The 25,056-nt window shown below is 47.2% G+C and carries 21 protein-coding genes; 12 read left to right on the forward strand and 9 right to left on the reverse strand.

The window, feature by feature from the left end; all coding sequences use genetic code 11:
- Positions 1-144: 144 nt before the first annotated feature.
- Complete coding sequence (gene dcd / locus KW844_RS04290) at positions 145-681, reverse strand: dCTP deaminase (protein WP_218375475.1); 537 nt, start codon at positions 679-681, stop codon at positions 145-147.
- A gap of 120 nt (positions 682-801) precedes the next feature.
- Here dcd and KW844_RS04295 point away from each other — a divergent pair, with 120 nt between their 5' ends.
- The 7 genes from KW844_RS04295 (at position 802) to lpdA (ending at position 8,850) form a co-directional block, all read left to right on the forward strand.
- A complete protein-coding gene (locus KW844_RS04295) occupies positions 802-1,443 on the forward strand; it encodes a 4'-phosphopantetheinyl transferase superfamily protein (RefSeq protein WP_218375476.1) in 642 nt (213 codons plus the stop codon).
- A gap of 12 nt (positions 1,444-1,455) precedes the next feature.
- On the forward strand, positions 1,456-1,959 hold the full coding sequence (locus KW844_RS04300) for a shikimate kinase (RefSeq protein ID WP_218375477.1): 504 nt from the start codon (positions 1,456-1,458) through the stop codon (positions 1,957-1,959).
- Positions 1,952-2,344, forward strand: a complete 393-nt coding sequence (locus KW844_RS04305) for a DUF423 domain-containing protein (RefSeq protein WP_218375478.1) — start codon at positions 1,952-1,954, stop codon at positions 2,342-2,344. Before KW844_RS04300 ends, KW844_RS04305 begins: the two co-directional genes overlap by 8 nt.
- Positions 2,345-2,511: 167 nt before the next feature.
- Positions 2,512-3,933: a S9 family peptidase gene (locus KW844_RS04310; RefSeq protein WP_218375479.1), complete on the forward strand. Its 1,422-nt coding sequence runs from the start codon at positions 2,512-2,514 to the stop codon at positions 3,931-3,933.
- A 21-nt stretch (positions 3,934-3,954) separates the two neighbouring features.
- Positions 3,955-6,597, forward strand: a complete 2,643-nt coding sequence (locus KW844_RS04315; protein WP_218375480.1) for a DNA translocase FtsK — start codon at positions 3,955-3,957, stop codon at positions 6,595-6,597.
- A 129-nt stretch (positions 6,598-6,726) separates the two neighbouring features.
- The gene (locus KW844_RS04320; protein WP_218375481.1) at positions 6,727-7,386 is read left to right on the forward strand and encodes an outer membrane lipoprotein carrier protein LolA; all 660 of its coding nucleotides are present in this window, start codon (positions 6,727-6,729) and stop codon (positions 7,384-7,386) included.
- Positions 7,387-7,443: 57 nt separating this feature from the next.
- Positions 7,444-8,850, forward strand: a complete 1,407-nt coding sequence (gene lpdA / locus KW844_RS04325; protein ID WP_218375482.1) for a dihydrolipoyl dehydrogenase — start codon at positions 7,444-7,446, stop codon at positions 8,848-8,850.
- 110 nt (positions 8,851-8,960) lie between these two features.
- Here lpdA and KW844_RS04330 read toward each other — a convergent pair whose 3' ends face one another.
- Positions 8,961-11,771, reverse strand: coding sequence for a S8 family peptidase (locus tag KW844_RS04330; protein ID WP_218375483.1), 2,811 nt, complete (start codon positions 11,769-11,771; stop codon positions 8,961-8,963).
- Between the two features lie 593 nt (positions 11,772-12,364).
- On the opposite strand from KW844_RS04330, the gene KW844_RS04335 reads away from it, so the two are divergent.
- A complete protein-coding gene (locus KW844_RS04335) occupies positions 12,365-13,189 on the forward strand; it encodes a M57 family metalloprotease (protein ID WP_218375484.1) in 825 nt (274 codons plus the stop codon).
- 248 nt (positions 13,190-13,437) lie between these two features.
- The gene (locus KW844_RS04340; protein WP_218375485.1) at positions 13,438-14,157 is read left to right on the forward strand and encodes an intradiol ring-cleavage dioxygenase; all 720 of its coding nucleotides are present in this window, start codon (positions 13,438-13,440) and stop codon (positions 14,155-14,157) included.
- Positions 14,158-14,168: 11 nt separating this feature from the next.
- Here KW844_RS04340 and KW844_RS04345 read toward each other — a convergent pair whose 3' ends face one another.
- A complete protein-coding gene (locus tag KW844_RS04345; protein WP_218375486.1) occupies positions 14,169-14,861 on the reverse strand; it encodes a LytTR family DNA-binding domain-containing protein in 693 nt (230 codons plus the stop codon).
- Complete coding sequence (locus KW844_RS04350) at positions 14,833-15,915, reverse strand: sensor histidine kinase (RefSeq protein WP_218375487.1); 1,083 nt, start codon at positions 15,913-15,915, stop codon at positions 14,833-14,835. The genes KW844_RS04345 and KW844_RS04350 overlap by 29 nt, the downstream gene beginning before the upstream one ends.
- Before the next feature lie 131 nt (positions 15,916-16,046).
- Here KW844_RS04350 and KW844_RS04355 point away from each other — a divergent pair, with 131 nt between their 5' ends.
- The gene (locus tag KW844_RS04355; RefSeq protein WP_218375488.1) at positions 16,047-18,218 is read left to right on the forward strand and encodes a S46 family peptidase; all 2,172 of its coding nucleotides are present in this window, start codon (positions 16,047-16,049) and stop codon (positions 18,216-18,218) included.
- 98 nt (positions 18,219-18,316) lie between these two features.
- Positions 18,317-18,772, forward strand: coding sequence for a hypothetical protein (locus KW844_RS04360; RefSeq protein WP_218375489.1), 456 nt, complete (start codon positions 18,317-18,319; stop codon positions 18,770-18,772).
- A 38-nt stretch (positions 18,773-18,810) separates the two neighbouring features.
- Here the strand turns inward: KW844_RS04360 and KW844_RS04365 are convergent, their stop codons facing one another.
- A complete protein-coding gene (locus KW844_RS04365; RefSeq protein WP_218375490.1) occupies positions 18,811-19,698 on the reverse strand; it encodes a bifunctional 2-polyprenyl-6-hydroxyphenol methylase/3-demethylubiquinol 3-O-methyltransferase UbiG in 888 nt (295 codons plus the stop codon).
- 49 nt (positions 19,699-19,747) lie between these two features.
- Positions 19,748-21,295: a methylmalonyl-CoA mutase gene (locus KW844_RS04370; RefSeq protein ID WP_218375491.1), complete on the reverse strand. Its 1,548-nt coding sequence runs from the start codon at positions 21,293-21,295 to the stop codon at positions 19,748-19,750.
- Positions 21,296-21,391: 96 nt separating this feature from the next.
- On the opposite strand from KW844_RS04370, the gene KW844_RS04375 reads away from it, so the two are divergent.
- Positions 21,392-22,300 (forward strand): M23 family metallopeptidase, encoded by a 909-nt coding sequence (locus KW844_RS04375; protein ID WP_218375492.1) that lies wholly within the window; start codon positions 21,392-21,394, stop codon positions 22,298-22,300.
- Positions 22,301-22,312: 12 nt separating this feature from the next.
- On the opposite strand, the gene KW844_RS04380 is transcribed toward KW844_RS04375, so the two are convergent.
- The 3 genes from KW844_RS04380 to KW844_RS04390 all read right to left on the reverse strand — a co-directional run bounded on the left by KW844_RS04380 (position 22,313) and on the right by KW844_RS04390 (position 25,021).
- Complete coding sequence (locus KW844_RS04380) at positions 22,313-22,846, reverse strand: hypothetical protein (protein ID WP_218375493.1); 534 nt, start codon at positions 22,844-22,846, stop codon at positions 22,313-22,315.
- A gap of 122 nt (positions 22,847-22,968) precedes the next feature.
- Entirely contained in the window at positions 22,969-24,108 is a 1,140-nt protein-coding gene (locus KW844_RS04385) for a pyridoxal phosphate-dependent aminotransferase (RefSeq protein WP_255578210.1), read from the reverse strand.
- Positions 24,109-24,307: 199 nt separating this feature from the next.
- Positions 24,308-25,021: a DUF4397 domain-containing protein gene (locus KW844_RS04390; protein ID WP_218375495.1), complete on the reverse strand. Its 714-nt coding sequence runs from the start codon at positions 25,019-25,021 to the stop codon at positions 24,308-24,310.
- Positions 25,022-25,056 lie beyond the last annotated feature (35 nt).

A 25,056-nucleotide genomic window follows, 5' to 3' on the forward strand; every position in this document is an offset into this window, starting at 1 on the left:
CGCAGCATGAAAGATAATCCGCTTGACTACTGGCAGTTACCGCGCGCAGCGCGGAACTCTCTATCATGACACCGAAGGTGTCATAAAAACAAAAAAAGCGGTTGCATACCATATGCAACCGCTTTTCATTATATCATTAAGATATTAAAACTCATTCTTCCACATCATACTCTCTACCGGCTTGATCGTGCGACCGTTATACTTCGCATTCCCTTTCTTGTTATAGAATGTTTCGACATCGCCTTCCACTACAAAGTAGATCAGCTGGCCAATCGGCATGCCCGCATATACCCGTACCGGCTGTGCACAGGAGATTTCCAGCGTCCAGGTGTTGCAGAAGCCTACATCCCCTTTGCCGGCGGTAGCATGAATATCAATACCCAAACGGCCGGTGCTGGATTTACCTTCCAGGAAAGGCACGTGGGCGTGTGTTTCAGTGTATTCATCGGTTACACCCAGGTAGAGGGTGCCAGGTTGCAGCACAAAGCCTTCTTCAGGAATCTCAAAATGCTCAATTTCATTGTGCTGGCGTGCATCCAATACGCGGTTCTTGTAGGTAGCGAGGTATTTGCCCAGGTGTACGTCGTAGGAATTGGTGCCCAGGTACTTCCTGTCGTAAGGAGAAATCACGATCGTGCCTTTCTCAATTTCCTCCAAGATGCGTTTGTCTGACAAAATCATGTGATAGGTGTTTGCTTTAGCTATTAGTAATTCGGATTGGTGTAAAAAGCGGTTAAAGAAAAGCTAATACCGGCAGGGATTGCGCTTTTATTCACCTTTTTTCTATTAATTTGGCAAGATATGCCATTAATACGTACCATACAAATTGATCCGGACACCAGGCTTGGGTTGTGGAAAATTAGTGAACAAGAAGCCTTCTTCCAGGAGCAAATAACCATTAGCAGGGCCATACACCACCCGCATAAGCGCTTACAGCACTATGCCGGCCGTTTGCTCCTCATCACCCTGTTTCCTGATTTTCCCCTGCAGGAAGTAGTGGTGGCCGATACACGCAAACCGGTATTACATTGTGGCAGCTTTCATTTTTCCATTTCGCATTGTGGCGACTATGCCGCTGCCATCGTGAGCCGCAAAGGTGCTGTGGGGATTGATATTGAAGGCGTTCAGCCCAAGATCGGGAAGGTGGCGCCGAAGTTCCTGTCGCCCGCAGAGCAGGCGTTCATTGACCCTGTGAATACGCTGAAGCACCAAACTATCTGCTGGAGTGCGAAAGAGGCCATGTTCAAATGGTATGGCCTCGGCAGTGTTGACTTTCGGGAGAACATGCGCTTACAGCCATTCCCATTTATGCCGGCCGGATTTATTACCGCCAATTTTGTGAAGCCGGATACAAATACGCAATTATATTTGCAATATATATTGGAAGACGACCTATGCCTGGCATGGACACATCCGGTGGCTGAAAGTCAAACTAATTCATAACTGTACCGTAATATGAAAATATTCTTACTCGGTTTTATGGGAGCCGGAAAATCCTATTGGGGTAAACAGCTTGCAGATGTCTGGGGCCTGCCTTTCTATGATCTCGACGACGTGATCGTGGAAACAGAGGAAATGGCCATTAGCGATATCTTTGCTGCCAAAGGGGAAGATTACTTCCGGGAGAAGGAGAGTATGTTGTTGCGCGAGCTGTCCAGGCAGGATAAATTCCTGATCTCCTGCGGTGGCGGCACGCCTTGTTTTGAAAACAACATGGATTTCATGAACGAGCGTGGTATCACCATCTGGATCAATCCATCGGTACCTACCATGGTGGAACGGTTATCCAGGAAAAAGGCTAAGCGCCCGCTGATCCAGGACCTGGATGATGAAGAGCTGGCAGTATTCGTAGAAAGAAAGCTGGCCGAGCGGTTGCCCTTTTATCAGCAGTCCATGCATATCATCGCTTCCGACGATATTTCCCTGGAAACATTTACCAAAAATATAGACCATGCATAAGAGTTTTTTAGTTTGGGCAGCGGCGTTGGGAGCCCTGGCAGTCGTGTTGGGCGCATTTGGCGCACATAAGCTGAAAGAGCTGGTACCTCCCGAAACAGTAGGCACCTTTCAGACGGGCGTTACCTATCAATTCTATCACGTATTTGCACTGCTGGTAACCGGTATCCTTTTTGCACAGGCTCCCGGCACACAAATGCTGTGGGCAGGCAGATGCTTTATTATCGGGATCTTCCTGTTCTCCGGCTCGCTGTACCTGCTTACCATGATGAAAGCTACTGAAACAGTAGGGCTTTCTAAACTGGGTATTATCACGCCTATCGGTGGCGTATTCTTTATCGTAGGTTGGGTGCTGCTGTTACTTTCTGTACTGAAGATTAAATCATAATTCGCAATCAGGGGATGCTTTGTCATCCCCTGATTGCGAATAGCGCAGGGCCTGCGGCCCTGCGCTATTCGCAAAAAACGCAAAACAACAAAAGGCCTTTGCTGCTTATGCCCCTTATGCTGCTTTGCGAGAAAAAAATCAAACGCCTGTCATAGAAAATATTCAAGATGCAAAGACTTTTATTAGTGTGGATGATGGTACTGGTGATAGCCCAGTCTGCAACTGCCCAGGAGGCAGACAAAATAATGGGTAACTGGTATGGTGTAGTAAGTGCCAACAATGAGAAGCTCCGTACAACGATTAACCTCACCACCTATGGCGGTAAACTAACCGGTAGTATTGGCTTTCCTGACCGCGTAACTGAATTTAAAGCCTTTGACTCCGTCAGCCTGAATGCAGGCCTTCTCTTTCTCCGCCTTCGGGAAATCGACCTCGTATTTATCGGTAAAGTTAGTCCCCGCAAAGATTCTATCTCCGGAAAATTTATCTGGGGAAATATTAATCAGGATGTTACGTTAACTCATAAAGTAATTAACACCGCGGAACTGGTATATCCGCGACCACAGGAACCTAAGCCACCATTCGCTTACCGTACGGAAGAAGTGTCTTTTCAGAATGATGCGGATAGCGTAAGGCTGGCAGGAACATTTGTAAGACCGGCTAACTTCGCCAATAATTTTCCGGTGGTAGTGATGATACCTGGTGCGGGTGCAAAAAACAGGGATAATGAAACTGCCCGTCATAAAATGTTTCTGGTAATGGCCGATTATTTTGCGCAGAATGGTATTGCCAGCCTGCGCTTCGATAAACGTGGTGTTGGAGGAAGTGGTGGTAACACAGATACGACCGATATTTTTGGCACAGCCAGAGATGCGGCCGCAGCAGTAAGATACCTGAAAACGCGTATAGATATTGATCCGCATAGTATTGGCGTACTCGGATTTGGAGAAGGGGCTTTATCAGCCCAGATCCTGGCGGCCAATAATCCTGCAATGGCCTTTGTGGTATCGATGGCGGGGATGGGTGTTACCGGAAGCGAGTTATCAGCGCAACAGCAAATCATCGCGGCAAGGGCGGCGGGCCTGTCAGATAAGGAAATTGCAGAAGACGCGGCGCTGATGAAACCGTATCGGGATGCACTCATGACTGGTAAAACAGTGGCAGAAACCAATGCGGCAGGTACCAGAGCCCTGGAAGCCATATATGATCAGCTTCCTGCGGCCGTAAAGCAATCGGTAGACAAGCAACAATTTGCTGCGGAAGGCGTCGTTAGTCCGGAAATGTTATCTATATTACATTATAAACCAGTAACCTATCTGAGGGAAATCCGTTGTCCGTTCATGGCAGTCAACGGTGCAAATGATCAGCAGGTACTGGCAGAGCCCAACTTGAATGCATTGGAACGGGGATTGACAGAGAATGGAAATATAATGGTGACTGTTCGCAAATTTGCCGGATTAAACCACCTGTTCCAGTCCTGTAATACATGTACAGACAAGGAGTACATAACACTGGAGCAAACCATTGACCCCCTGGTACCGGAATTCATCGCGCACTGGATATTGCAGTTGCCGCCGGTGGGCAGGTAGTCACAACTTTTGATAGAAATTATGTCCAAGAATAAACTGAAAACCGAAAAACCGGAGAGCAAAAAAGCCAAAGCCGCTCCTGCCCCCAACCCTGAAGTGCTGAAGAAAGATAAAGAGGCAGAAGTAAAAGTAAAGGAGCTGGTGAAGGATGAGCGTACCCATAAAGTAATGGGGGCGTTCTTTTTGCTGCTGTCCGTCTATTGTTTTATCGCATTCACTTCCTATATTTTCAGTTGGGAAGATGATTTTGATAAAGTTAACCGCTATTCTACCCGTGAATTATTCTTTGGAGATGTAAGCGTAGATAACCTCCTGGGTCGCCTGGGTGCCTTTGTTTCCCATGGTTTCTTTTACAATGGCTTTGGGATTGCATCCTATCTGTTTTGCTATTTCTTTTTTATCATCGGTGTAAATTTTATCGTTGGCCGCCGCGTGTTTCGTGTATGGCGTAACGTGAAATATATTTTATTCGGCCTGCTGTTCATCAGTATGTCGATGTCGTTCCTCTCTTTTGGTGCGGAATTTCCATTCGGCGGAGCCGTAGGAAATGCACTCACCAAATGGACCTCCGGGTTTGTAGGCAAAACCGGAACTGCCCTGCTGCTGCTGGTGCTGGGCTTCTCCTGGCTGATCTGGAAATTCAACTTCGATTTCAAATGGCCGGAAAGTAAGCCTAAACCACCAAAGCCTGTGCCTGTCCCTGCGGCCGCTGTGAGCCCCATTGTCCCTGCTGCGGAACAACCCGTAACATCTCCCCGGGAAAAAAGTAATGGCCTGAAAGATAATACAGGCGTGATGGTGATACCGCCAGGTGAAGAGGAAGAGGAGGAAGACCTGCCACCTATGCAATTGGTAGAAAAAGATGATATCACCGTGATTCCGGCCCATCATGCACCGGCAGTACCGTTATCAATGCCGGAGCATATGACTTTGGAAGATGATGAGGACTACACGGAAGAAGAACTCGAAGCTGCCGGACCGATGCTCCTCATCGATGAATCGGTAGAAAAAGCCCAGGACCTGCCACTGCCGCAGGAACCAGCATCCAGAAAGAAAAATAATACAGAAGAAGTAGCGTTTGAAATCAAGCCTACCTATAACGACGACGAAGATGAAGGAGAAGATATAGTGCCGGTGAGGGAAGCCGTGCCGGTAGATCCGTATGACCCATCGCTGGACCTGAGTAACTATCGCTTCCCGGGACTCGACCTCCTGGAAAATCACAATGCCGACAAAGTAATTGTGCAGGACACCACCGAACTGGAAAAGAACAAGAACCAGATCATCGATACGCTGAAGAACTACGATATTTCTATTCAGAAAATCAGCGCTACGGTGGGGCCAACGGTGACCCTATACGAAATAGTGCCCGCAGCGGGCGTTCGTATCTCCCGGATAAAAAACCTGGAAGACGATATTGCGCTAAGCCTGTCAGCACTGGGTATCCGTATCATTGCTCCTATACCGGGCAAGGGTACTATTGGTATTGAGGTGCCTAACGTGAAGAAATCAATTGTATCGCTGAAAGCCCTGCTGGCCTCCGAAAAATTCCAGAACAGCACCATGGACCTGCCGATTGCCATCGGTAAAAAGATCGATAATGAAAACTTCATTGCCGACCTAGCCAAGATGCCTCACCTGCTCATGGCTGGTGCCACAGGTCAGGGTAAATCCGTAGGTATCAATACCCTGCTTGTTTCCCTGCTGTACAAAAAACATCCTTCCCAGCTGAAGTTTGTACTGGTGGACCCGAAAAAGGTGGAGCTCTCCCTCTATAAACTCATTGAGAAGCATTTTCTGGCCAAATTACCGGGAGAAGATGATGCCATTATTACAGATACCAAGAAAGTAATTCATACCCTCAATGCCTTGTGCATAGAAATGGATTTGCGCTACGACCTGCTTAAGGAAGCCGGCACCCGCAATATCCGCGAATATAACAGCAAGTTCACCCAGCGCCGCCTGAACCCGCAGAAAGGACACCGCTACCTGCCGTTTATCGTGCTGGTGGTGGATGAGTTCGCGGATCTGATCATGACGGCCGGTAAAGAGGTGGAAATGCCGATTGCGCGACTGGCGCAGCTGGCGCGTGCCGTAGGTATCCACCTGATCATTGCTACCCAGCGCCCGTCCGTAAACATTATCACCGGTACCATCAAGGCCAACTTCCCGGCGCGTATAGCCTTTAAAGTATCGTCTAAAATCGACTCCCGCACTATCCTGGACATCGGTGGCGCCGAGCAGCTGATAGGACAGGGGGATATGCTCGTATCCTTTAACGGGGAGCTGGTAAGGTTGCAGTGTGCCTTCGTAGATACGCCGGAAGTGGAAAGTGTGGCAGAGTTCATCGGCAACCAGAAAGGCTATCCTGACGCTTTTCTGCTGCCTGAATATGTAGATGACAAAGATCCGGAAGGCCGCGAGCTCAGCCTGAGCGATCGTGACCCGCTGTTTGAAGAGGCTGCCCAAGTGATTGTGCAAACCCAGCAGGGATCTACGTCTTTGCTGCAACGCCGAATGAAACTGGGGTATAACAGGGCAGGGCGACTCATGGACCAGCTGGAAGCAGCCGGTATCGTAGGGCCTAATATGGGCAGTAAGGCCAGGGAAGTGCTGGTGAAAACCGACTCCGAACTACAGGAAATTCTTAATGATTTGTTATAATCATTACCAAAAAATCAAATATGAGGTCGCTTTTCGCAGAATTATACGAATTTTGAACCCTCAAACGACACAACCACCCCTGCCGGCATAGCTTTTGACTATACGGGGGTAAATTAAAAAAGAACTACGATGAAGAAATTAATATTTACAGGATTGTTACTGAGTGGCATCACTTTCAGCGGTATGGCGCAAACCAAACAGGCGAGCGATCCCAAAGCTAAAACCGTACTGGATGGAGTAAGCTCCAGGTTCAAAACCCTGAAGTCCGTAGTCGCTAATTTTGTGCTGAAAGTGGAAGGTGCCAACAACAGTGTGGCTGATTCCAAGAAAGGCACCGTTTATATGAAAGGTTCCAAATACAAGGTAACCATGGATGGGCAGGAGATTATCAGCGATAACAAAACTTCCTGGACCTATGCGAAAGATGTGAACGAGGTTACTATTAATAACGTGGATCAGAGCAGCGGCGCTATTACTCCTGCCAAGCTGTTTACCAATTTTTATGATAAAGACTTCCTGTACCGCCTTACTCCGGAAACTACCGAGAAGGGAAAGGTGCTGCAGAACGTTGAAATGACGCCTACCGACAAATCCAAGAACATCTTCAAGGTGATCGTGTCAGTGGATAAAAAAGCCCAGAATATCGCGAAAATGAAGGTTTTCGAGAAAAACGGCAACCGTTATACTTACGAAATCACCAACTTTACGCCAAATGCGGCTGTAACAGACGCAACATTCCTCTTTGACCCTAAAAAATATCCGGGTGTGGAAGTGGTAGATCTGCGATAATTGTGGAATTCAACAATTAATTTCTACCTTTGGCAAGTTTTATAAAAATTAAACAATATGGCATACGACGTTATCGTAATTGGTAGTGGGCCCGGCGGATATGTGGCTGCTATCCGTGCTTCACAGCTGGGATTTAAGACCGCTATCGTGGAAAGAGAGAACCTGGGTGGTATCTGTTTAAACTGGGGCTGTATTCCTACTAAGGCATTACTGAAATCTGCGCAGGTATTGGAATATATGCAGCATTCCAAGGACTATGGTATCACCGTTGCTGACGCACAGGTGGACTTCCCGGCAGTAATCAAACGTAGTCGTGGCGTTGCTGATAAAATGAGCAGGGGCGTACAGTTCCTGATGAAAAAGAACAAGATTGATGTGCTCATGGGCAATGGAAAACTGAAATCCAAAGGCCAGGTAGAAGTTACCGATAAAGATGGTAAAGCTACCGTACATGATGCAAAACACATCATCCTGGCAACTGGTGCCCGTGCACGCGAACTGCCTAACCTGAAAATCGATGGTAAAAATGTGATCGGCTACCGCGAAGCACTCGCCCTGCCTACACAGCCTAAATCCATGATCGTTGTAGGTTCTGGCGCTATCGGTGTAGAATTCGCTTATTTCTACGCTACCCTCGGTACTAAAGTAACTATCGTTGAATTCATGCCTCGCATCGTTCCGGTAGAAGACGAAGATATCTCCAAAGAACTGGAAAAAATCTACAAGAAGAAAGGTATCGAAATTATGACCAACGCTTCCGTTGAAGCAGTAGAAGCTACTGGCAACGGTGTTAAAGCGAAAGTTAAAACCGCTACCGGTGAAATCTCCCTGGAAGCAGACGTGGTGCTGAGCGCTGTTGGTATCGCTGCCAACATCGAAAACATCGGTCTGGAACAACTGGGCATTAAAACTGATAAAGGTCGCGTTGTAGTAGATGGTTACTATCAAACCAACGTTCCTGGCGTTTACGCTATCGGCGACATGGTTCCTGGTCAGGCACTGGCACACGTAGCATCTAAAGAAGCGATCGTTTGCGTGGAAGCACTGGCTTACAACGAGAAAAAATACGCTCACAAACCTGCCACCATCGACTACATGAACATCCCAGGCTGTACTTATTGCGCACCTGAAGTTGCTTCTGTAGGTTATACCGAGAAAGCAGCACGTGAAGCTGGTTACGAAGTGAAAGTGGGTAAATTCCCATTCTCTGCATCCGGAAAAGCAACAGCAGCCGGCGCTACAGAAGGTTTCGTAAAAGTAATCTTCGACGCCAAATACGGCGAGTGGCTGGGTACGCACATGATCGGTGCTAACGTTACTGAAATCATCGCTGAAACAGTGGTGGCACGTAAACTGGAAACTACTTACCAGGAAGTGCTGGACTCTATCCACCCGCACCCAACTATGAGCGAGTCAGTAAAAGACGCTATCGAAGTAGCTTACGGCGAAGCAATTCACCTGTAACCGACATTCATCAAGAATTACTTTAATTAAGCATATAGATGAATAAGCCCTCGCATCCGCGAGGGCTTTTTTTATGGTATTTTGCCATCTTAATCGGTTGCTTTGCGGCGCTACTGCTTCACGAACTTCCTGTTATATATCCGCTGCCCGTTAAAATATATAGTACAGTTATACACGCCCGCCGGCAGCTGCGATACACCAATTCCTGCCAGACTATCTGTAATCGTTACCCGCATTCTTTCGCGCCCGCTCATATCGGTAATCACCACCTGCCGCTCCCTTACCACCGGGTCCATGATGCCCAGCGTATTCACCACCGGGTTCGGGAATACCATGATGTTATCAGTTTTGAAAATCTGCACGGTGGAAATATCCGAGTAAAACGCCCTGCCATCAAGGGTGTTTAGTTGTACGCGGTAGTACATCAGCCCTTCCCAGGTATTAGGGTCGGTATAGTAATACAGCAGGGAGCTGGTAATAGGCGTGGTTTGCAGGTTTTCCCAGGACTTTCCGTTATAACGCTGCCAGATGATCTCCTTCAGCTGGTAGGTGCTACCAAGGTAGAGGGATAGCTGTACAATGTTTTCAGTGGTTTTATCGGCAATCAGGCTTTTTACATAGCAGTCCACCCCCTGGGTGGTGAAATCGACCGTATAGCTGCGGTACCCTTCCCAGCCGGCGGCACTCACGGGGCCTACTGCGAAATTGCTGGAGCTGAGTTGCGACTTGCCGATAAATAAAAAGGTGTCGGCCGTTTGCCGGTAAGGCTGCAGCTGTGTTTTTCCCATGTTATAAATGTTATACATGGTGGCTCCTGGAAGGTGATCCCAGAATATGAAAGCGCTGTCGGCGCAATTGAAACCTGTTTGTATGCTCACTTTCGGGGAAATGATGAAGGCGGGACTGGTAAAGCTCGTATCCGGCAGCTGGAAGCGCAGCATTGCTTTACTGAATGCATCCGGCAGGAACAAGCCAATGTAGCCGGTGCTGAGCGGGTAGTCGGATACGATGGGTTCCCATGTTGTGCCGCTATCCAGGCTATATTGCAGGTTACCATTGCCGGTAAATGTGCTTTCCCAGTAGAGGTCTGCGTTGGTATTAGCCTCGAAAATCGTTTGTGCGTCGGGGTTATGCCAGGCGAAAGTAGACTTTGGCACCATTTCGTAGGCATAGTACCAGGTTTGTGCGCTGCGCAGCTGGCTGGCGCTGATGTTAATATGTGCTGTGCCTGCGGCGGGGTTGGTAATGGTTACCTGTTCAATATTATTCAGTGTGTCTCTGCCGCGTTTAGCTGGCAGTGCCAGGGAGTCCGGGGCAGGGTTTAATATCCAGGGGAGATATAAATTACCATCGGTGCCGGTTACACGTAAATCGAGGTCGTTGACGAGGGCTTTGGTCGCGTTAACAGTTGCCGGTACATCGTTCCAGTAAAGGGTTACTTTCAGCTCCTGTATATTATCTGGTATGTTCAGGTCGATGCTGGTGCTGCTGTTGCTGGTGGCGCTGCCTTTGCCGTAGCGTTTGTCTTTCAGCGTTTGCAGTGCGTGGAGAGCGTTGGCGCTGCCATAGCCCGATTTATAATTGGGCCCTGTGCCGGTGGCTCTGCTGGCGCTGTTGAGCAAAATAACCTTGAGCAATGCGGCCGGCAGGGGCGTAAACGTTTGTTGTTTCCAGTAGTCCTGCAACAGGGTGCTGATGCCGGTGATGGTAGCAGCGGCGCCGGAGGTACCATCCTGCCCGAAGGCGGAAAGTTCCGGTTTGATGCGTCCGTCGAATGCGGGGCCGTGGCTGGACAGGGAAATGAAATTACCGGCGGCATCTGTGCCACCCACCACCAGCAGGTTTTTGGCCTGTTTTACGTTGCCGGTGAGGTTGGCGTATATCAATCCCTGATAGATGCCGGAGTTGGCCGGTTGGCCACCGATGTTGCCGGCAGAAAATACATGTTGCAGGGTGTCTGCTTCATAGATTTGTTTATCATAGGCAGCCGCATCGGGGCCGTAAAAATTTTCTATTTCAGTACCATAGGAGTGGTTTTGCAGGGAGATGTTATACTGGCGGTAGTAGGTGGCCGTGTCGGGCAGCAGCGTTATGTTGAAATTGGAACTGCTGAGTCCCGCTGCTGGCGCGGCTCCCAGGCCGAGTGCGCCGGTATTGCCTGCTCCCGCAATGATGGTGGCCATAGTAGTGGCATGGGAGGTTACATTCGTAGAGGCGTTGGGGTTATAGATGATACGGCCGGCGTAGTCGAGGTCGGTAGTATCAAATTTATCTTCCTTAACGCTAACGGCTATACTTTTTCCGTCGATACCGGGAAATTTTTCCTGCGCAATGTTGATACGGTTCACGTATGGGTTAGCCCCGTTCAGGATCATTTCTGTTAAAGCCTTTCTGGGCATGTCAGCAAAGGTGATCAGCGTATCTGCGATGAACACATCCCATTGCTTTACGGGCAGTTTCACCATTGCAATATTATAATCTCTCCGTAAACTAATAATAGTGATAAAGGGCACTGCAGGCAGTTCATTTTTTATACTTACTCTAACAGTAATACTATCATTTTTACCGGTTTTTTCCAGCTGCTGCAACAGTGCTTCACTGGCTTTCCAGTTGTAGTTGGCAGGGCCCTGAAACACGAGTTGTTTTGATAGTTCATTTTCAGGGATTTGCTGCTGAATAATGTAAGCTTTACTATGAATGATTTTGCGGAGACCATAGGCTTCGAGCCGCTGCGGCGCTACTGACTTTTTAAATATTACCAGCCAGTTACCGGTGGTTGTTTCGGTAGATGTTGCAGCAATCGGTTGTAAACCGTAGCGGTACCGCACACTGTCTGCAGATAACAACTGCTGCGCGGAAATGTTGCGGCAGAAAAACAGCAAAGTGAATAGCAGAATGAGTTTGGGCAGATAGTGGTTCATGCGGGACAAGGCGAAATATTGCGTTTTGAATGGCAATGGCCTTTCTAATCTACTGCATTAAATTGTTTGATCCAATTTTTTTCTAAAGAGTTTTGCAAAATGTTTTTTTTAAATAAAACGAAAGTTGTAATATTGGATACGTAAGTTGTAAATGAAAAACTTCAACAAAATCTGAGCTAAATCGCACAATAATTAGTTAGTTAATCTGAAGAGCAAATCTGAATACTACCGGTTAGCACCGGCGTTGTAAATCATCACCAATCATTAAGAAAACTGCCGTTTATGGAAGCCTCCTCGTGAGCTGTAGTTTTGCTATGAGAAAAACTGAGAGCCTGTACTTGCCAGCAACAAGTATACATTAAAAGCTATAGCAATCACCGAGTTACCATCAATGTTAGTTACATAACGATATACGCTATTCACGCAGCAGCAGGGAAGATAGTCTTTCGCTTCCTATGCTACCGTGGTGACGGAATCCGTGCGCAGCGCTGGTTCCAGCTGAATGACACCTAACGGGTCACAATAGCACTGCTATGTAAAAAAGAAAACACTTGTAGATATTTTTTTATTCTAAAAACCCAAAATCTGAGTCTATGAAAAAACAAACACTTAGTGTTTTATTTGCCCTCATGGCTATTGTAGCCGTTGTATCCTGTCAAAAAAGCAACACAAACGAAGATGCTAAACCGCAAGAAGTATCTGAAGATGTGTTAGCGCAAATCAAAGCCTATGGCTTTTCTACAAATGATGTTCACAGCGCCGACGGCGGCGTGATTGTGGAAGGGGATATTTTCCTTTCCCACGATCAGCTGAAACAGAAAGTTAGCGGTCCTACCTTACAGGTGGCACAAACAGAACAGTATCGTACTACCCGGCTGGTGACCGGACTGCCACGTGTTATTAAAATTAAAGTTTCTGGTTTAGGAACTGCCTTTATCGCTGGTACTGATACCGCAATTGCCCGCTATAACCGACTGGGACTGCGCCTTACCTTCCAGCGCGTTACCTCCGGTACAGCTAACATTACCATCCAGGGCTTCAATGAAGGTCCAAGCGGTGGTTACATTACCTTAGGTTCCGCAGGCTTCCCAACTGCCAGTGGTAATCCGTACAGTCAGATCCTGATGAACACTAACCAGTATGCATATGGCAGCAATCCAAATGTGCTGTATGTAGGTTCTGTTATTCAGCATGAAATTGGCCACTGCCTGGGTATGCGTCATACCGACTACATGAACCGCGCTTACAGCTGCGGAGGAAGTGCCTCAAACGAAGGTTCTGCCGGTGTAGGTGCCATCCTGATTCCTGGTACACCATCAGCCGCTGATCCTAACTCCTGGATGCTGGCTTGCTCCAATGGTGGCAACCGTACCTTCAATTCAAATGATATTATTGCATTGAAATACCTGTATCAATAAGGTATTAACTTCTTAATCCACTTAACGCCGGGCCGCAAGCCTGGCGTTCCCCGCAAAAAATAATTGCGGTAAAACTTCCCGGGAGGTGCAGCCAGGGTTTACCCCATATCTTATTTTGGGTGTAAATCTGTCGAGCACAAGAAGTGCTGCGCCTCCCTTTATTTTCTCTGCCGATACTTCGCACCTGTTTATCGACTTAATTTTATTTTTTGAAGCGTATTGGAAATATTTGGAGAAAATAAAACCATATGGAACAATCCAGGAAGAAATTCTTAAAAAACCTGCTGGTAAGTGCAGCAGCAATGCCTATCGTGATCAGCGCCTGTAAGAAAAGCAGTGCCAGCACCGACGACGATTCAAACAGCAACAACAGCGCCTGTGCCAAATCTCCCGAAGAAACAGACGGCCCATATCCACTGTACGCAAGTCGTAACAGCACCATCACCCATGTGGATATCACCGAAGGTAAAACCGGTATTCCCCTTTACGTTACTATCAATGTACTGAATGTAAATAACAACTGCCTCCCGTTGGCAAACGCCCGCGTGGATGTATGGCATTGTGATAAAGATGGTTACTACTCTGGTTATACGAACAACGGCTACCTGGGTACACAAAACAATGAAGCCGCCACATTTTGCCGCGGTATCCAGACAACGGATGCTAACGGCCAGGTGAAATTTGCCACCATCTACCCCGGCTGGTATACCGGAAGAATTACCCATATTCATGCACAGGTGTACGTCAGCGATACGCTGAAAGTAACCACACAGATAGCCTTCCCGGATGATATCAATGCACTGGTATATAAAACGGATTTATATGCGGCACATGGTCAGAATACGGCTGTTGCCAGAAACAGTGCAGATATGGTGTTTGCAGACTCTCTGTATGCTGAGCTGGCAGCAGTTACAGTAAATGCAACGGGTGGTTATGACCTGGTACATACTATCCGCATCAGTGGCTGAGAAAACAACCTTTAAGGTTGTTTCCATGCTTTCAAAAACTCATGGTAACTATCGCCCACCGGCAAAATGATTCCGCAGTTTAGTTTTACCCGCCTGTTACTCACTGATCTTACACCGTTGACCGGCACCACATAACTCCGGTGTATCCGGCTGAACTGCTCTGCCGGTAAACATTCTACCACTTTCTTCATCGTCATCAATGTCCATACAGGCGGGCCATCGTGCAAATGTATTTGCAGGTAATCTTTTCTGCTTTCTATATAGCGGATGCGATCAAGCCGGATCCGTACTACCTGGTAGGAGGAGTGTACTACCAGGTAGTTTTCGGCGGGTAGTTCCTGCTGCTGACTGCTAAGCGCAAATACTTTTTCTATTGCCTTTTCAAACCTTTCCATACTAAAAGGTTTTAGGAGATAGTCAACTGCATTGAGTTCAAACCCATCGTAAGCATATTGTTTGTAGGCGGTGGTAAATATGATTTTCGGACCCTTTCCTATAATCCTGGCCAGCTCTATGCCATTGAGGTCCGGCATTTGTATATCCAGGAAGATGAGATCCACGGGGTAATGGCGCAGCCACGTAGCGGCAGTAATAGCATCGTCAAAGGTTTTTACCAGCCGCAGGTCTTTATATTGCCCTGCATACTTATTGATGATAGCTAAAGCTGGTGGCTCATCATCTATCGCTATGAATTTTATCTCCATACAATCCCCTCAGTTTTAATGAAACATGGTAAAAGCCATCTTTTTCTTCAGTAAGCAATGAATAACGTTCCGGGTATAAATGATCCAGCCGTTGAATAGTATTTGAAATGCCAATGCCGGTGCGGTTCTCCGGCTGACCTATCCGGAAGATCCTGTTGATGCAGTCGAAGTGCACGGCATCGTCTTCAATGTTCAACGTGATATTAATGGCGCTGGACTCATGATTGCTGATGCCATATTTAAACGCGTTTTCAATAAAAGGTAGTAACACCAGCGGCGCAATGCACTTAAAGCTGGCTTCTCCTGACACGGAGAAGCCAACGGAAGTTTGTTTACTAAGGCGCAGGCGTTGTAAGTCAATATAGTCGTGCAGACAGGCAATTTCGCCCTGCAGCAATACATAATTTTTATTTTCCTCCGTCACATACCGTAGCATATTGGAGAGTTTCATAATGCTGGGGCCTGCAAACTCACTATGTGTAATGGCGAGAGAATAAATATTATTCAACGTGTTAAACAGGAAATGCGGGTTGATCTGTGCTTTCAGAAACGATAGCTCGGCCTGCGTTTTCCGGGTTTCGGCGTACAAGGCCCGCTTCTCTGTTTGCCGCCACCGGTGTGTGGTTTCAATAGCCACACTTAATGCAATGGTGAGCATAAATAAAAACAGGCTGAAGTAATCCGAATGAAAGTGCCCGGGTATATGCGGCATAGGAGGTGGCGGCCCCGGAGGCATGGGCATATGCGGTCCTGTGAAGCGCCGGAACAGGTGGTCAAACGGCTGCATGAGGTTTACCATCAGCAGTAATAAAAGCAACGATAAAAAATATAGCACATGATGCTTGCGAAAGAATAATTGAGGAAACAGGAAGTTGGTATGAAAATAAAACAGAGAAGAATAGGTGAAGATGAAAACAAAAAACTCCGGAGAGAAGAGCACTTGCCAGGCGCGGTCATCATCCGCCTGCCCGCTGATGAAAAACAGCGACAGGCATACCAGGATTAACCACCCGGTCAGGTGAGCCAGAACGACAGAAGATTTTAAGCGAATCATGCACGACAGAATTTAAATACGCTATTGAAATTTGGGCCAATCTGGCCAATTATCTGCCAATAACTCTTCAAACTGGGAGATTATGTCGATGAATGATGTAAATTGCCAGCTTTATTAAAAGAATATCAGATATGTTGTTAAAATCAGTGAAGTCGAGTCTGCTGTTGGTACTCATCGTACTATCGCAGCACGTTCATGCTACTGAGGGTATGTGGTTACCGCAGTTGCTCTCTAATCTCAATGAGAAGGAGATGAAGGGTATGGGTATGAAAATCAACGCCTCAGATATCTACAATATCAATAAAGGCAGTCTCAAAGATGCCATTGTTAGTTTCGGTGGTTTTTGCACAGCGGAAGTAATATCTTCCCAAGGGCTCATTTTGACCAACCACCATTGCGGCTATGGCTCCATCCAGAAGCATTCTTCACTGGAAAATAATTATCTGGAAAATGGCTTCTGGGCCAAAACATTCGCCGAAGAACTGCCTAATGCCGGACTCACCGCTACCTTCATCGTCCGGATCGACGATATCACCAAACAGGTGACCGCCGGTGTTACCAAAGCGATGTCCGAAACGGAAAGACAATCAGCCATCGACCAACAGCTGGCGGAGATCAGGAAGTCGGCCAAGCGCGAATCCTGGCAGGATGTGATGATCAAGCCTTTCTTCGAAGGCAATAAATACTACCTGTTCGTAACCGAAACCTATAAGGATGTACGCCTGGTAGGTACCCCGCCGTCTTCCATTGGTAAGTTCGGCTCAGATACAGATAACTGGGTATGGCCACGTCATACCGGCGATTTCAGCATGTTCCGCATTTATGCCGGTAAAGACGGTAAGCCAGCGGAATACTCCAAAGACAATGTGCCTTTAAAGCCTAAATACTTCCTGCCTATCTCCATGAAAGGCGTGAAAAAAGACGATTTTACCATGGTAATGGGCTTTCCTGGCCGTACGATGGAGTACCTGCCTTCCGAAGCGGTAAAACAGACTGTAGAGGTCCTGGATTTCGCTAAAGTGGAAATGCGCGATGCTGCCCTCAAAGTAATTGATGGCTATATGCGCAAAAACGAGCAGATCAAAATTCAGTATGCGGCTAAATTTGCTTCTACTGCCAACTATTGGAAAAAATGGCAGGGCGAGATGCTGGGCATCAAAAAAACCGATGGTATCGGTAAAAAACAGCGCTATGAGGCGGAGTATAACAAACTCATGAATGCCAACCCGGCACTGAAACAACAGTATGCCGGCGTACTGGATACCCTCAATGCGCTCTACATACAGATCAATCCATACGCACAGGCCCGCGATTACTACAGTGAACTCACTAAGAACGCGGAAATATATACTGCCATTGATAAATTCCTGGAATATACCGACAATGCAGCAGCGCAAAAAGGTAATGCCGACGAATACACGAAAGCACGCACCGCTTTCCAGGATGCGATGAAAGCATTTTACGCCAACTTCAACGCCGGAGTGGATAAAGACGTGTTCATCAGCCTGATGGATATTTACGTAAACAAAGTGCCGGAAAACTTCCGCGATGCAAAATTCAATGCTACCTGGAAAAAGTATAATGGCGACAGTCGTAAACTGGCCGATTACGTATACGCCACCTCTGCATTTACCGGCTTCGATAAAGTAAATGCCCTGGCGCAATTACCATTCGACCAGATGATGCAACAGGCAGTGAATGATCCGGCAGTACAGCTGGCCATCTTCCTCCGCGAAGGATTTGCCAAACAGGTAGCGCCTCAACTCAACGCGCTGCAACTGGACATCAACAAACGTCAGCGTACCTACATGAAAGCACAGATGGACGTATTCGAAGGAAAGAAAAACTTCTATCCGGACGCTAACAGCACCCTGCGTGTAACCTACGGTAAAGTAGATGGCTACAGCCCTAAAGATGCAGTAGAATATGACTACTATACCTGGCTGGATGGTGTAATGGAAAAATACATTCCAGGAGATTATGAATTTGATGTACCGGCAAAACTGATTGAACTCTATAAGAAAAAAGACTACGGTAAATATGGCGTGAACGGTCGTATGCCGGTATGCTTCATTGCCTCCAACCATACTACCGGCGGTAACTCCGGCAGCCCTGCACTCAATGCGTACGGCCAGCTGATCGGACTTAACTTTGACCGCACCTGGGAAGGTACGATGAGTGACATTAACTATGATCCTTCTATCTGTAGAAATATTATGGTAGATATCAGGTATGTGCTGTTTATCGTGGATAAGTTTGCAGGATGTACGAGATTGGTGGATGAGATGAAATTGGTGAATTGATCTCCATCTTTATAAGATATAAACAATGGCTCCTGTACAGGAGCCATTGTCATTTTTAGGTTTTTATCTGGATAAGAATTACGCATAAAATAATCGCTATGAAGCAATTAATATTGATAACATTCCTGTTATTTAGTTATTCGATCGGCTATTGTTGTTCCTGTATGGATGAGTTGTCCGTAAAGGAAGAATTTAAGCATGCAGATGTTGTGATCATAGGAAAGGTAATAGCAAAAAAACTTGTCTACTTACCAGATACGCTGCGGGAAGAAATTAAAATTCCAATAATGGAATACATCCTGGAGGTAGAGACGAGGTTTAAGGGAGAGATAGGGCAGAAGGAGTTAACGATTTTCACCGGCACCGGACGTAGTGACTGTGGTGTTATATTTGAAGAGGGACAAAAATATATCGTTTATAGCTATTTTAGGGATACTTATCCTACTGGTAAGAAAGTCCCGAGGTTTCTGTATACGCACATTTGCACAAGAACAGGATTAGCTAATGATAGAAAAGAGCAGAGAAAGCTTAGAAGGTTAGCAAATAGGTTATAACAGAAAGGGCTCCTGTTTCGGAGCCCTTTCTGTTATAGTTATAACTTACACTCATACACAATCGAACTACACCTATCCACCTGCTTCAATCCTCTTCTATACGATCGCAATCCATGAATGAAACCCTGCAGCAATCTGCTCTTCCCGGTTTTATACTTCTCACTCAGCAGGCTCACATAAAAACCGTCAAACACCATCGGATGTTTCTTCACTACTTTAATGCCATGATGCGCCAGCAGCTGCTCCATGGAAGTAGGGGAGAAGTGATATAAGTGACGTGGCACATCATATGCTGCCCAGTATTGTTTGTAGAAGTCTGCGTCCAGGGAAGTATAGTTGGGTACCGCAATCAGGATAGCGCCATCCGGTTTTACCAGCTGGCGTATTTGTTTGATGTAGGCATGCAGTTCATGCACATGTTCCATTACATGCCACATGGTAATAGCATCGTACTGCTGATGTGGTAAATGAAACAGCTGATCAACCGGCAACGCTTCAATCTGGTAGAGTTGTTTAGCATTGTGGCGGGCGGTTTCGTCTGGTTCCAGGCCGGTGACCGTCCAGCCGCCGGTTTTCATGTAATGGAGGAATGCGCCGGTGCCGCTGCCAATATCCAGTACAGTGCCGGTTTTCATGCCGGTAGCATTACGTACCCAGTTTTGCTTGGAGCGCAGCGTGATCTTACGTACGCTGTGGTATAAACGATTGATTAATCCTTCTTTAGTTTCAGAATGGGAGATGTATTCCTGCGACTGATAATAGCGGCCGATATTGGCGCCATCAGGTACATTCTGGGTAAATCGGCCGGTACAGGTACCGCAGTGCCAGATACCAAAGGTTTCTTTAGATACAGTGTAGTCTTTTGCAGTTAACACTTCATGAATCTGTGAAGAACCACAAAGCGGACAAGTATTACGGTAAATCAAGTTATGCAGTTATTTTGTGTCGCAAATTTAATATTAAATATTTTTTTCCTTAATGATATTCTCCCCATTCGGCACGGAGTGCATCGGCGATTTCACCGAGGGTAGCGAGGGCTTCTACTGCTTCCACTACGATAGGCATTAAGTTTTCTGTGGTATGCGCTGCTGCGCGGATGCGTGCCAGCAGGGCGTTTACGGCCTCATTGTTTCTGCGGGAGCGGAGGTCCGCCAGTCGCTCGGACTGTACCTTTCTGATACTGTCATCAATGCGAAAAACTTCTGGTGGATTATTATCCGTGGAGGTAAATTTATTTACGCCCACGATGATTTTCTCGTTGCTTTCAATTTCTTTCTGGTAGCGGTAAGCACTTTTTGCAATCTCATCCTGCACAAATCCTTGTTCAATAGCGCTTACAGCGCCGCCCATCGCGTCAATTTTATGTATCAGCTCCCAGGCTTTGCTTTCCACTTCGTTGGTCAGTGCTTCTACGTAGAAGGAGCCCGCCAATGGATCAACGGTGTCAGGGATGCCGCTTTCATATCCTACGATCTGCTGGGTGCGCAGCGCAATGCGTGCCGCTTCTTCTGTAGGCAGGGAGAGGGCTTCGTCGTAGCCGTTGGTATGGAGCGACTGTGTACCACCCATAGTGGCAGCCATGGTCTGAATAGCTACACGCACAATATTGTTAAGCGGTTGTTGCGCGGTAAGCGTGCTGCCGCCGGTTTGTGTGTGGAAACGCAGCATCTGTGCCTTTGGATCGGTAGCACCCAGCTCCGTAGTGATCTGTGCCCACATACGCCTGGCGGCGCGGAACTTCGCTACTTCTTCAAACAGGTGGTTATGCGCGTTAAAGAAGAAGGAGAGGCGTTTGGCAAATACGTTGATCTCAAGGCCTTTCTCCAGTGCCGCTTTCAGATAGGCCTTCCCGTTAGAAAGGGTGAAAGCCAGCTCCTGTACAGCGTTTGCACCAGCTTCGCGGATATGGTAACCGGAAATGGAAATGGTATTCCATTTAGGCACTTCGCGGCTGCAGTAATCGAAAATATCAGTGATGATACGCATAGAGGGCTTCGGAGGGTAGATGAAAGTGCCTCTGGCTGCGTATTCTTTTAAAATATCATTTTGAATGGTACCGGAAATCTTTTTCAGATCAGCACCCTGCTTTTTCGCCAATGCGATGTAGAGCGCCAGCAGTATGAAACCGGTAGCGTTGATGGTCATGGAAGTGGAAATCTTTTCCAGCTCGATGCCTTTAAACAGGCGCTCCATATCTTCCAGGGAATCTATGGCCACGCCCACTTTTCCTACTTCTCCTTCCGACATGGCATGGTCGGAGTCGTACCCGATCTGGGTGGGGAGGTCGAAGGCTACGCTGAGTCCCATTACACCCTGACTCAGCAGGTAATGATAACGTTCATTGGAGGCTTCTGCCGTACTGAAGCCGGCGTACTGGCGCATGGTCCAGAGCTTATCGCGATACATGGTGGCATGTATACCCCTGGTATAAGGAAACGCTCCTGGAAGTTCATGCATGGGGACTTCCTGCGTATATACAGGCGCAATGTTAATGCCCGAATCGGTTTGAATTTGCTTTTCCATCGTAGATTGGTACTATCATTGCAATGTTACATAATTATTATGGTACTTCGCCGTGGAGAAAAATATTGATATTTTGCAGTAAAGTTAACGCCGCCGATGATTATCTACCTGCTGCTTGGAATTACGTTACTATTATCATTTTTCAGTATCCGGCTTATTTGGAAGTCGGGCTGCCGCCCGCTGTCAGCCTCTTACAGCACCCTGCTGGCTGGCTTGTCCCTGGGCGTTTTTCTGTATCTCTTCGGTACCTGGGTGTACCTCACCATCTATGCAGGCTATGCCTTTGGGATACTGATATTGCTAACGCTGGGATTGATCTTCTTCCGAAATAAAAAACAGCAACTGCCACCGGTGGCCAGATGGAAGGTAATGCTGAACCTGTTTTTTACGGGGTTACTAACGGTGCTGAGTATACTGTATTTCACCGGTACTACCGGAAAGCCGGACGTGATCAACCTCACCTTTCCATTTAAAAAAGGGAATTACTTTGTATTACAGGGAGGAAAAGGGCTGCCTACCAACCTGTTTCATTTCAGCCTCCGTGGCGCAGTGTACGCAATGGATATTGTGAAACTGAACAACTTCGGCGGACGAGCCGATCGTATCTTCTCTAAAAAATTAAATGATTATGAGATTTTTGGAGATACCGTGTACGCACCTTGCGATGGCCGTGTAGTAAGGGCTTACGGCAACAACCCGGACAATATACCGCCCAATATGAAGCGGGGTCCTAGGAATACCAACCAGGTTTTGCTGGAAACGCCCAACAGTTACATATTTATGGGGCACCTGCGTATGAATAGTGTGATCGTGCACGAAGGGCAGGAGGTAGTGACGGGCCAGCCGCTGGCCTGTATCGGGAACTCAGGCTTTAGTACGGAGCCGCATCTGCACATACAGGTACATTTTAAACAACCGGGTATTCCGTGGTACCTGGGCTATCCGCTCTACATTCATTTCAATGGAAAAGGCTACCTGATGAATGAAGTGATTCGTGTCAGATAGCCTTTGCCGTAATTATTTCATCAGCTTTTTAGCTTCTGTATTAATGATCTGCGCTACGAGCTCATTGGGAGAGGCGCCTGCTGCGGCAAATACCTCGAGGATTTGTTTGTTCAGTTCCATGGCCGGTGCATCCTGAGGCAGACTGCCAGCTACCTGGTTAATTACCGAAATGGTTTGTTCCTTCAGTGTTTTAATGGCTTCCCAGGTTTGGGTAGTTACATATATCTGCTGTGTAACGTTATGATCGTATTCCGCTTTGATGTGCTGTATCATGGCCAGCTGCATGTCCACGGTGGTCATGCCCTGCTGATAGATGCGGCCAATCAGGCTTTGCGGCGAAATTCTTTCTACATACAAGGCCATTCTTTCATAGGCTTGCAGCTGTAGAGGCAATATGGTATTGCTGTTGCTGTTGTTGTTTTGGGAAGATGCCGGTGCCTCCGGCTCTTTGGAAGACTTCTTTTTGATCAGGTCTTTGGCGGTACTGTAAATCATATAGGCTGCACCCAGTGCAAGTACGATGAACAGTATTTTTTGCGTATCCATGTATAGTGATTCGGGTTTTGTATTATAGGAAGGGGGAAAGGGACCTGCGGTCCCTTTCCCCCTTCCTTCCACGTTTTCCATATTGGTGAAAAACGTGAAAGGATATATGGTTGAAACCAGGCTTAGCTAAGCTTGCCCAGCCATTCTTTCATGCGTTTAACGCCTTCCTGCAGCTTGTCCATGGAGGTAGCGTAGGAGAGACGGATGCAGTCAGGTTGTTCAAAGGCAGCGCCGGTAACGGTAGAAACGTTAGCGCGGTGCAACAGGAACATACACAGGTCGTCTGCATTATTGACGGTTTGACCTTCATAGGATTTACCAAAGAAAGCGCTGATGTTCGGGAACATATAAAAAGCTCCTTCCGGATCATTCACCTGCAATCCTGGAATTGATTTCAGGGCTTCGTGAATGTAGGCGCGGCGTTTTTTGAACTCCGCTACCATAGCAGTGGCCGAACTGAGGTCGCCGGTAAGGGCGGTAACTGCGGCGCGCTGCGTGATAGAGCAGGTAGCAGAGGTAAACTGGCTCTGTATTTTGTCGCAGGCTTTTGCGATGTCCAGTGGAGCGGCCAGGTAACCCAGACGCCAGCCGGTCATGGCAAAGCCTTTGCTGAGTCCATTGATCAGGATGGTTCTGTTTTTCAGATCACCAAACTGGGCAATGCTTTCGTGCTTACCTACGTAGTTAATATATTCATAGATCTCATCGGAGATGATATAGATCTGTGGATATTTTTCGAATACTTCCGCCAGCGCTGCCAGCTCTTCTTTGGAGTATACAGATCCGGTAGGATTGCAGGGAGAAGAGAACATAAACAGCTTGGTTTTCGGCGTGATAGCGGCTTCCAGCTGGGCAGGCGTAATTTTATAGTTGTTTTCGATACTGCAAGGTACAAATACCACTTCACCCTGACAGAGTTTCACCTGCTCGGAGTAGGTAACCCAATAAGGGGTAGGGATGATCACTTCATCTCCGGGGTCAACCAGTGCCAGTACGGCGTTGGCCAGGCATTGCTTGGCGCCGGTGCACACCACTATCTGTTCCGGCGTGTAGTCAAGACCGTTATCCCGCTTCAGTTTGTGGATAACCGCCTGACGCAGGTCAGCGATACCAGCTACCGGGGTATAGTGGGTAAAGCCTTCGTCGATCGCCTTTTTGGCGGCCTCGCGGATATGCTCGGGCGTATCAAAGTCAGGTTCTCCAATACTAAGGTCTACAATGTCTATTCCCTGGGCTTTCAGCTCACGTCCGAGCTTGGCCATTTTGATAGTTTGAGGCTCGGAAATCCGGGACAGCCTCTCTGCAAGTTGATTCATAAGTTTAATATCGGATTGACCAGGACAAACCTACACAAAAAAAAGAAAAATCACAGGGAAAGATATTGGGAGGTGCTGTATAAACGCAGAAGGGGCCGGATTATCGGCCCCTTCTGCGTTCAAAGGAATGAATATTTTTTACGGCTTAGTAAGCACCGTAAATGATGTTGGTGCTTGGTTTGTCGTTGCCAGTGCTGCCGGCATTACCGGTAACGTAGGCAGTATATACGCCGCCAGTTTGCAGACTGCTGATTTTCAGGCTGTTGTTGGTAGCTATCACTTCTGTTGTACCTGCTTTCTTTATGGTGATCACATTACCTTCTGTAATATCGGTAAAGGTGGTAAAGTCAGGACGGAAATAACCATCTGAATATACTACGTTCGGAAATACCATCTTGGAACCCATGTATACATCTACCGGACCTACACTTTCAGACAGGTTATAGAAACGCAGGTTGATAGAGGTAGGGCTGTAGTTAGTTAAGTTAGATTCTACCAGGGCAGCCTTCACAGGATTGCCACCGTAGATCATATAGGTATAATAGTGGAGGCTGTCGAGCTGACTGCTGGCAGTAGCCAGAACGGAATCCTTGCCGGCAACGGTAACTTTCATTGCATGCTGTCCGCCGTAACCTCCGATGATTTCAGAGAAAAAGCCGGAAATACCCGTGTTGGTCAGTTTCGTACCGTTGTCATACAAATCCATGGTACCGGAATAGGTAGACAGGTTGGCCACATTCAGCCAGAATGTAGGGCGCTGCGGTGTAGTATCCACATTGTTCTTCAGACAGGAAGTCATTCCCATAGTCGCGGCTATCAGCACTACAATAGCCCATACACGATTGATCTTAGTTAGCATCTTGCTCTCAGTTTTTAAAGTATGTGTGAATTTTA

Origin of the sequence: Chitinophaga sp. sic0106, assembly GCF_019219075.1 — a bacterium.
Classification (GTDB): Bacteria; Bacteroidota; Bacteroidia; order Chitinophagales; family Chitinophagaceae; genus Chitinophaga.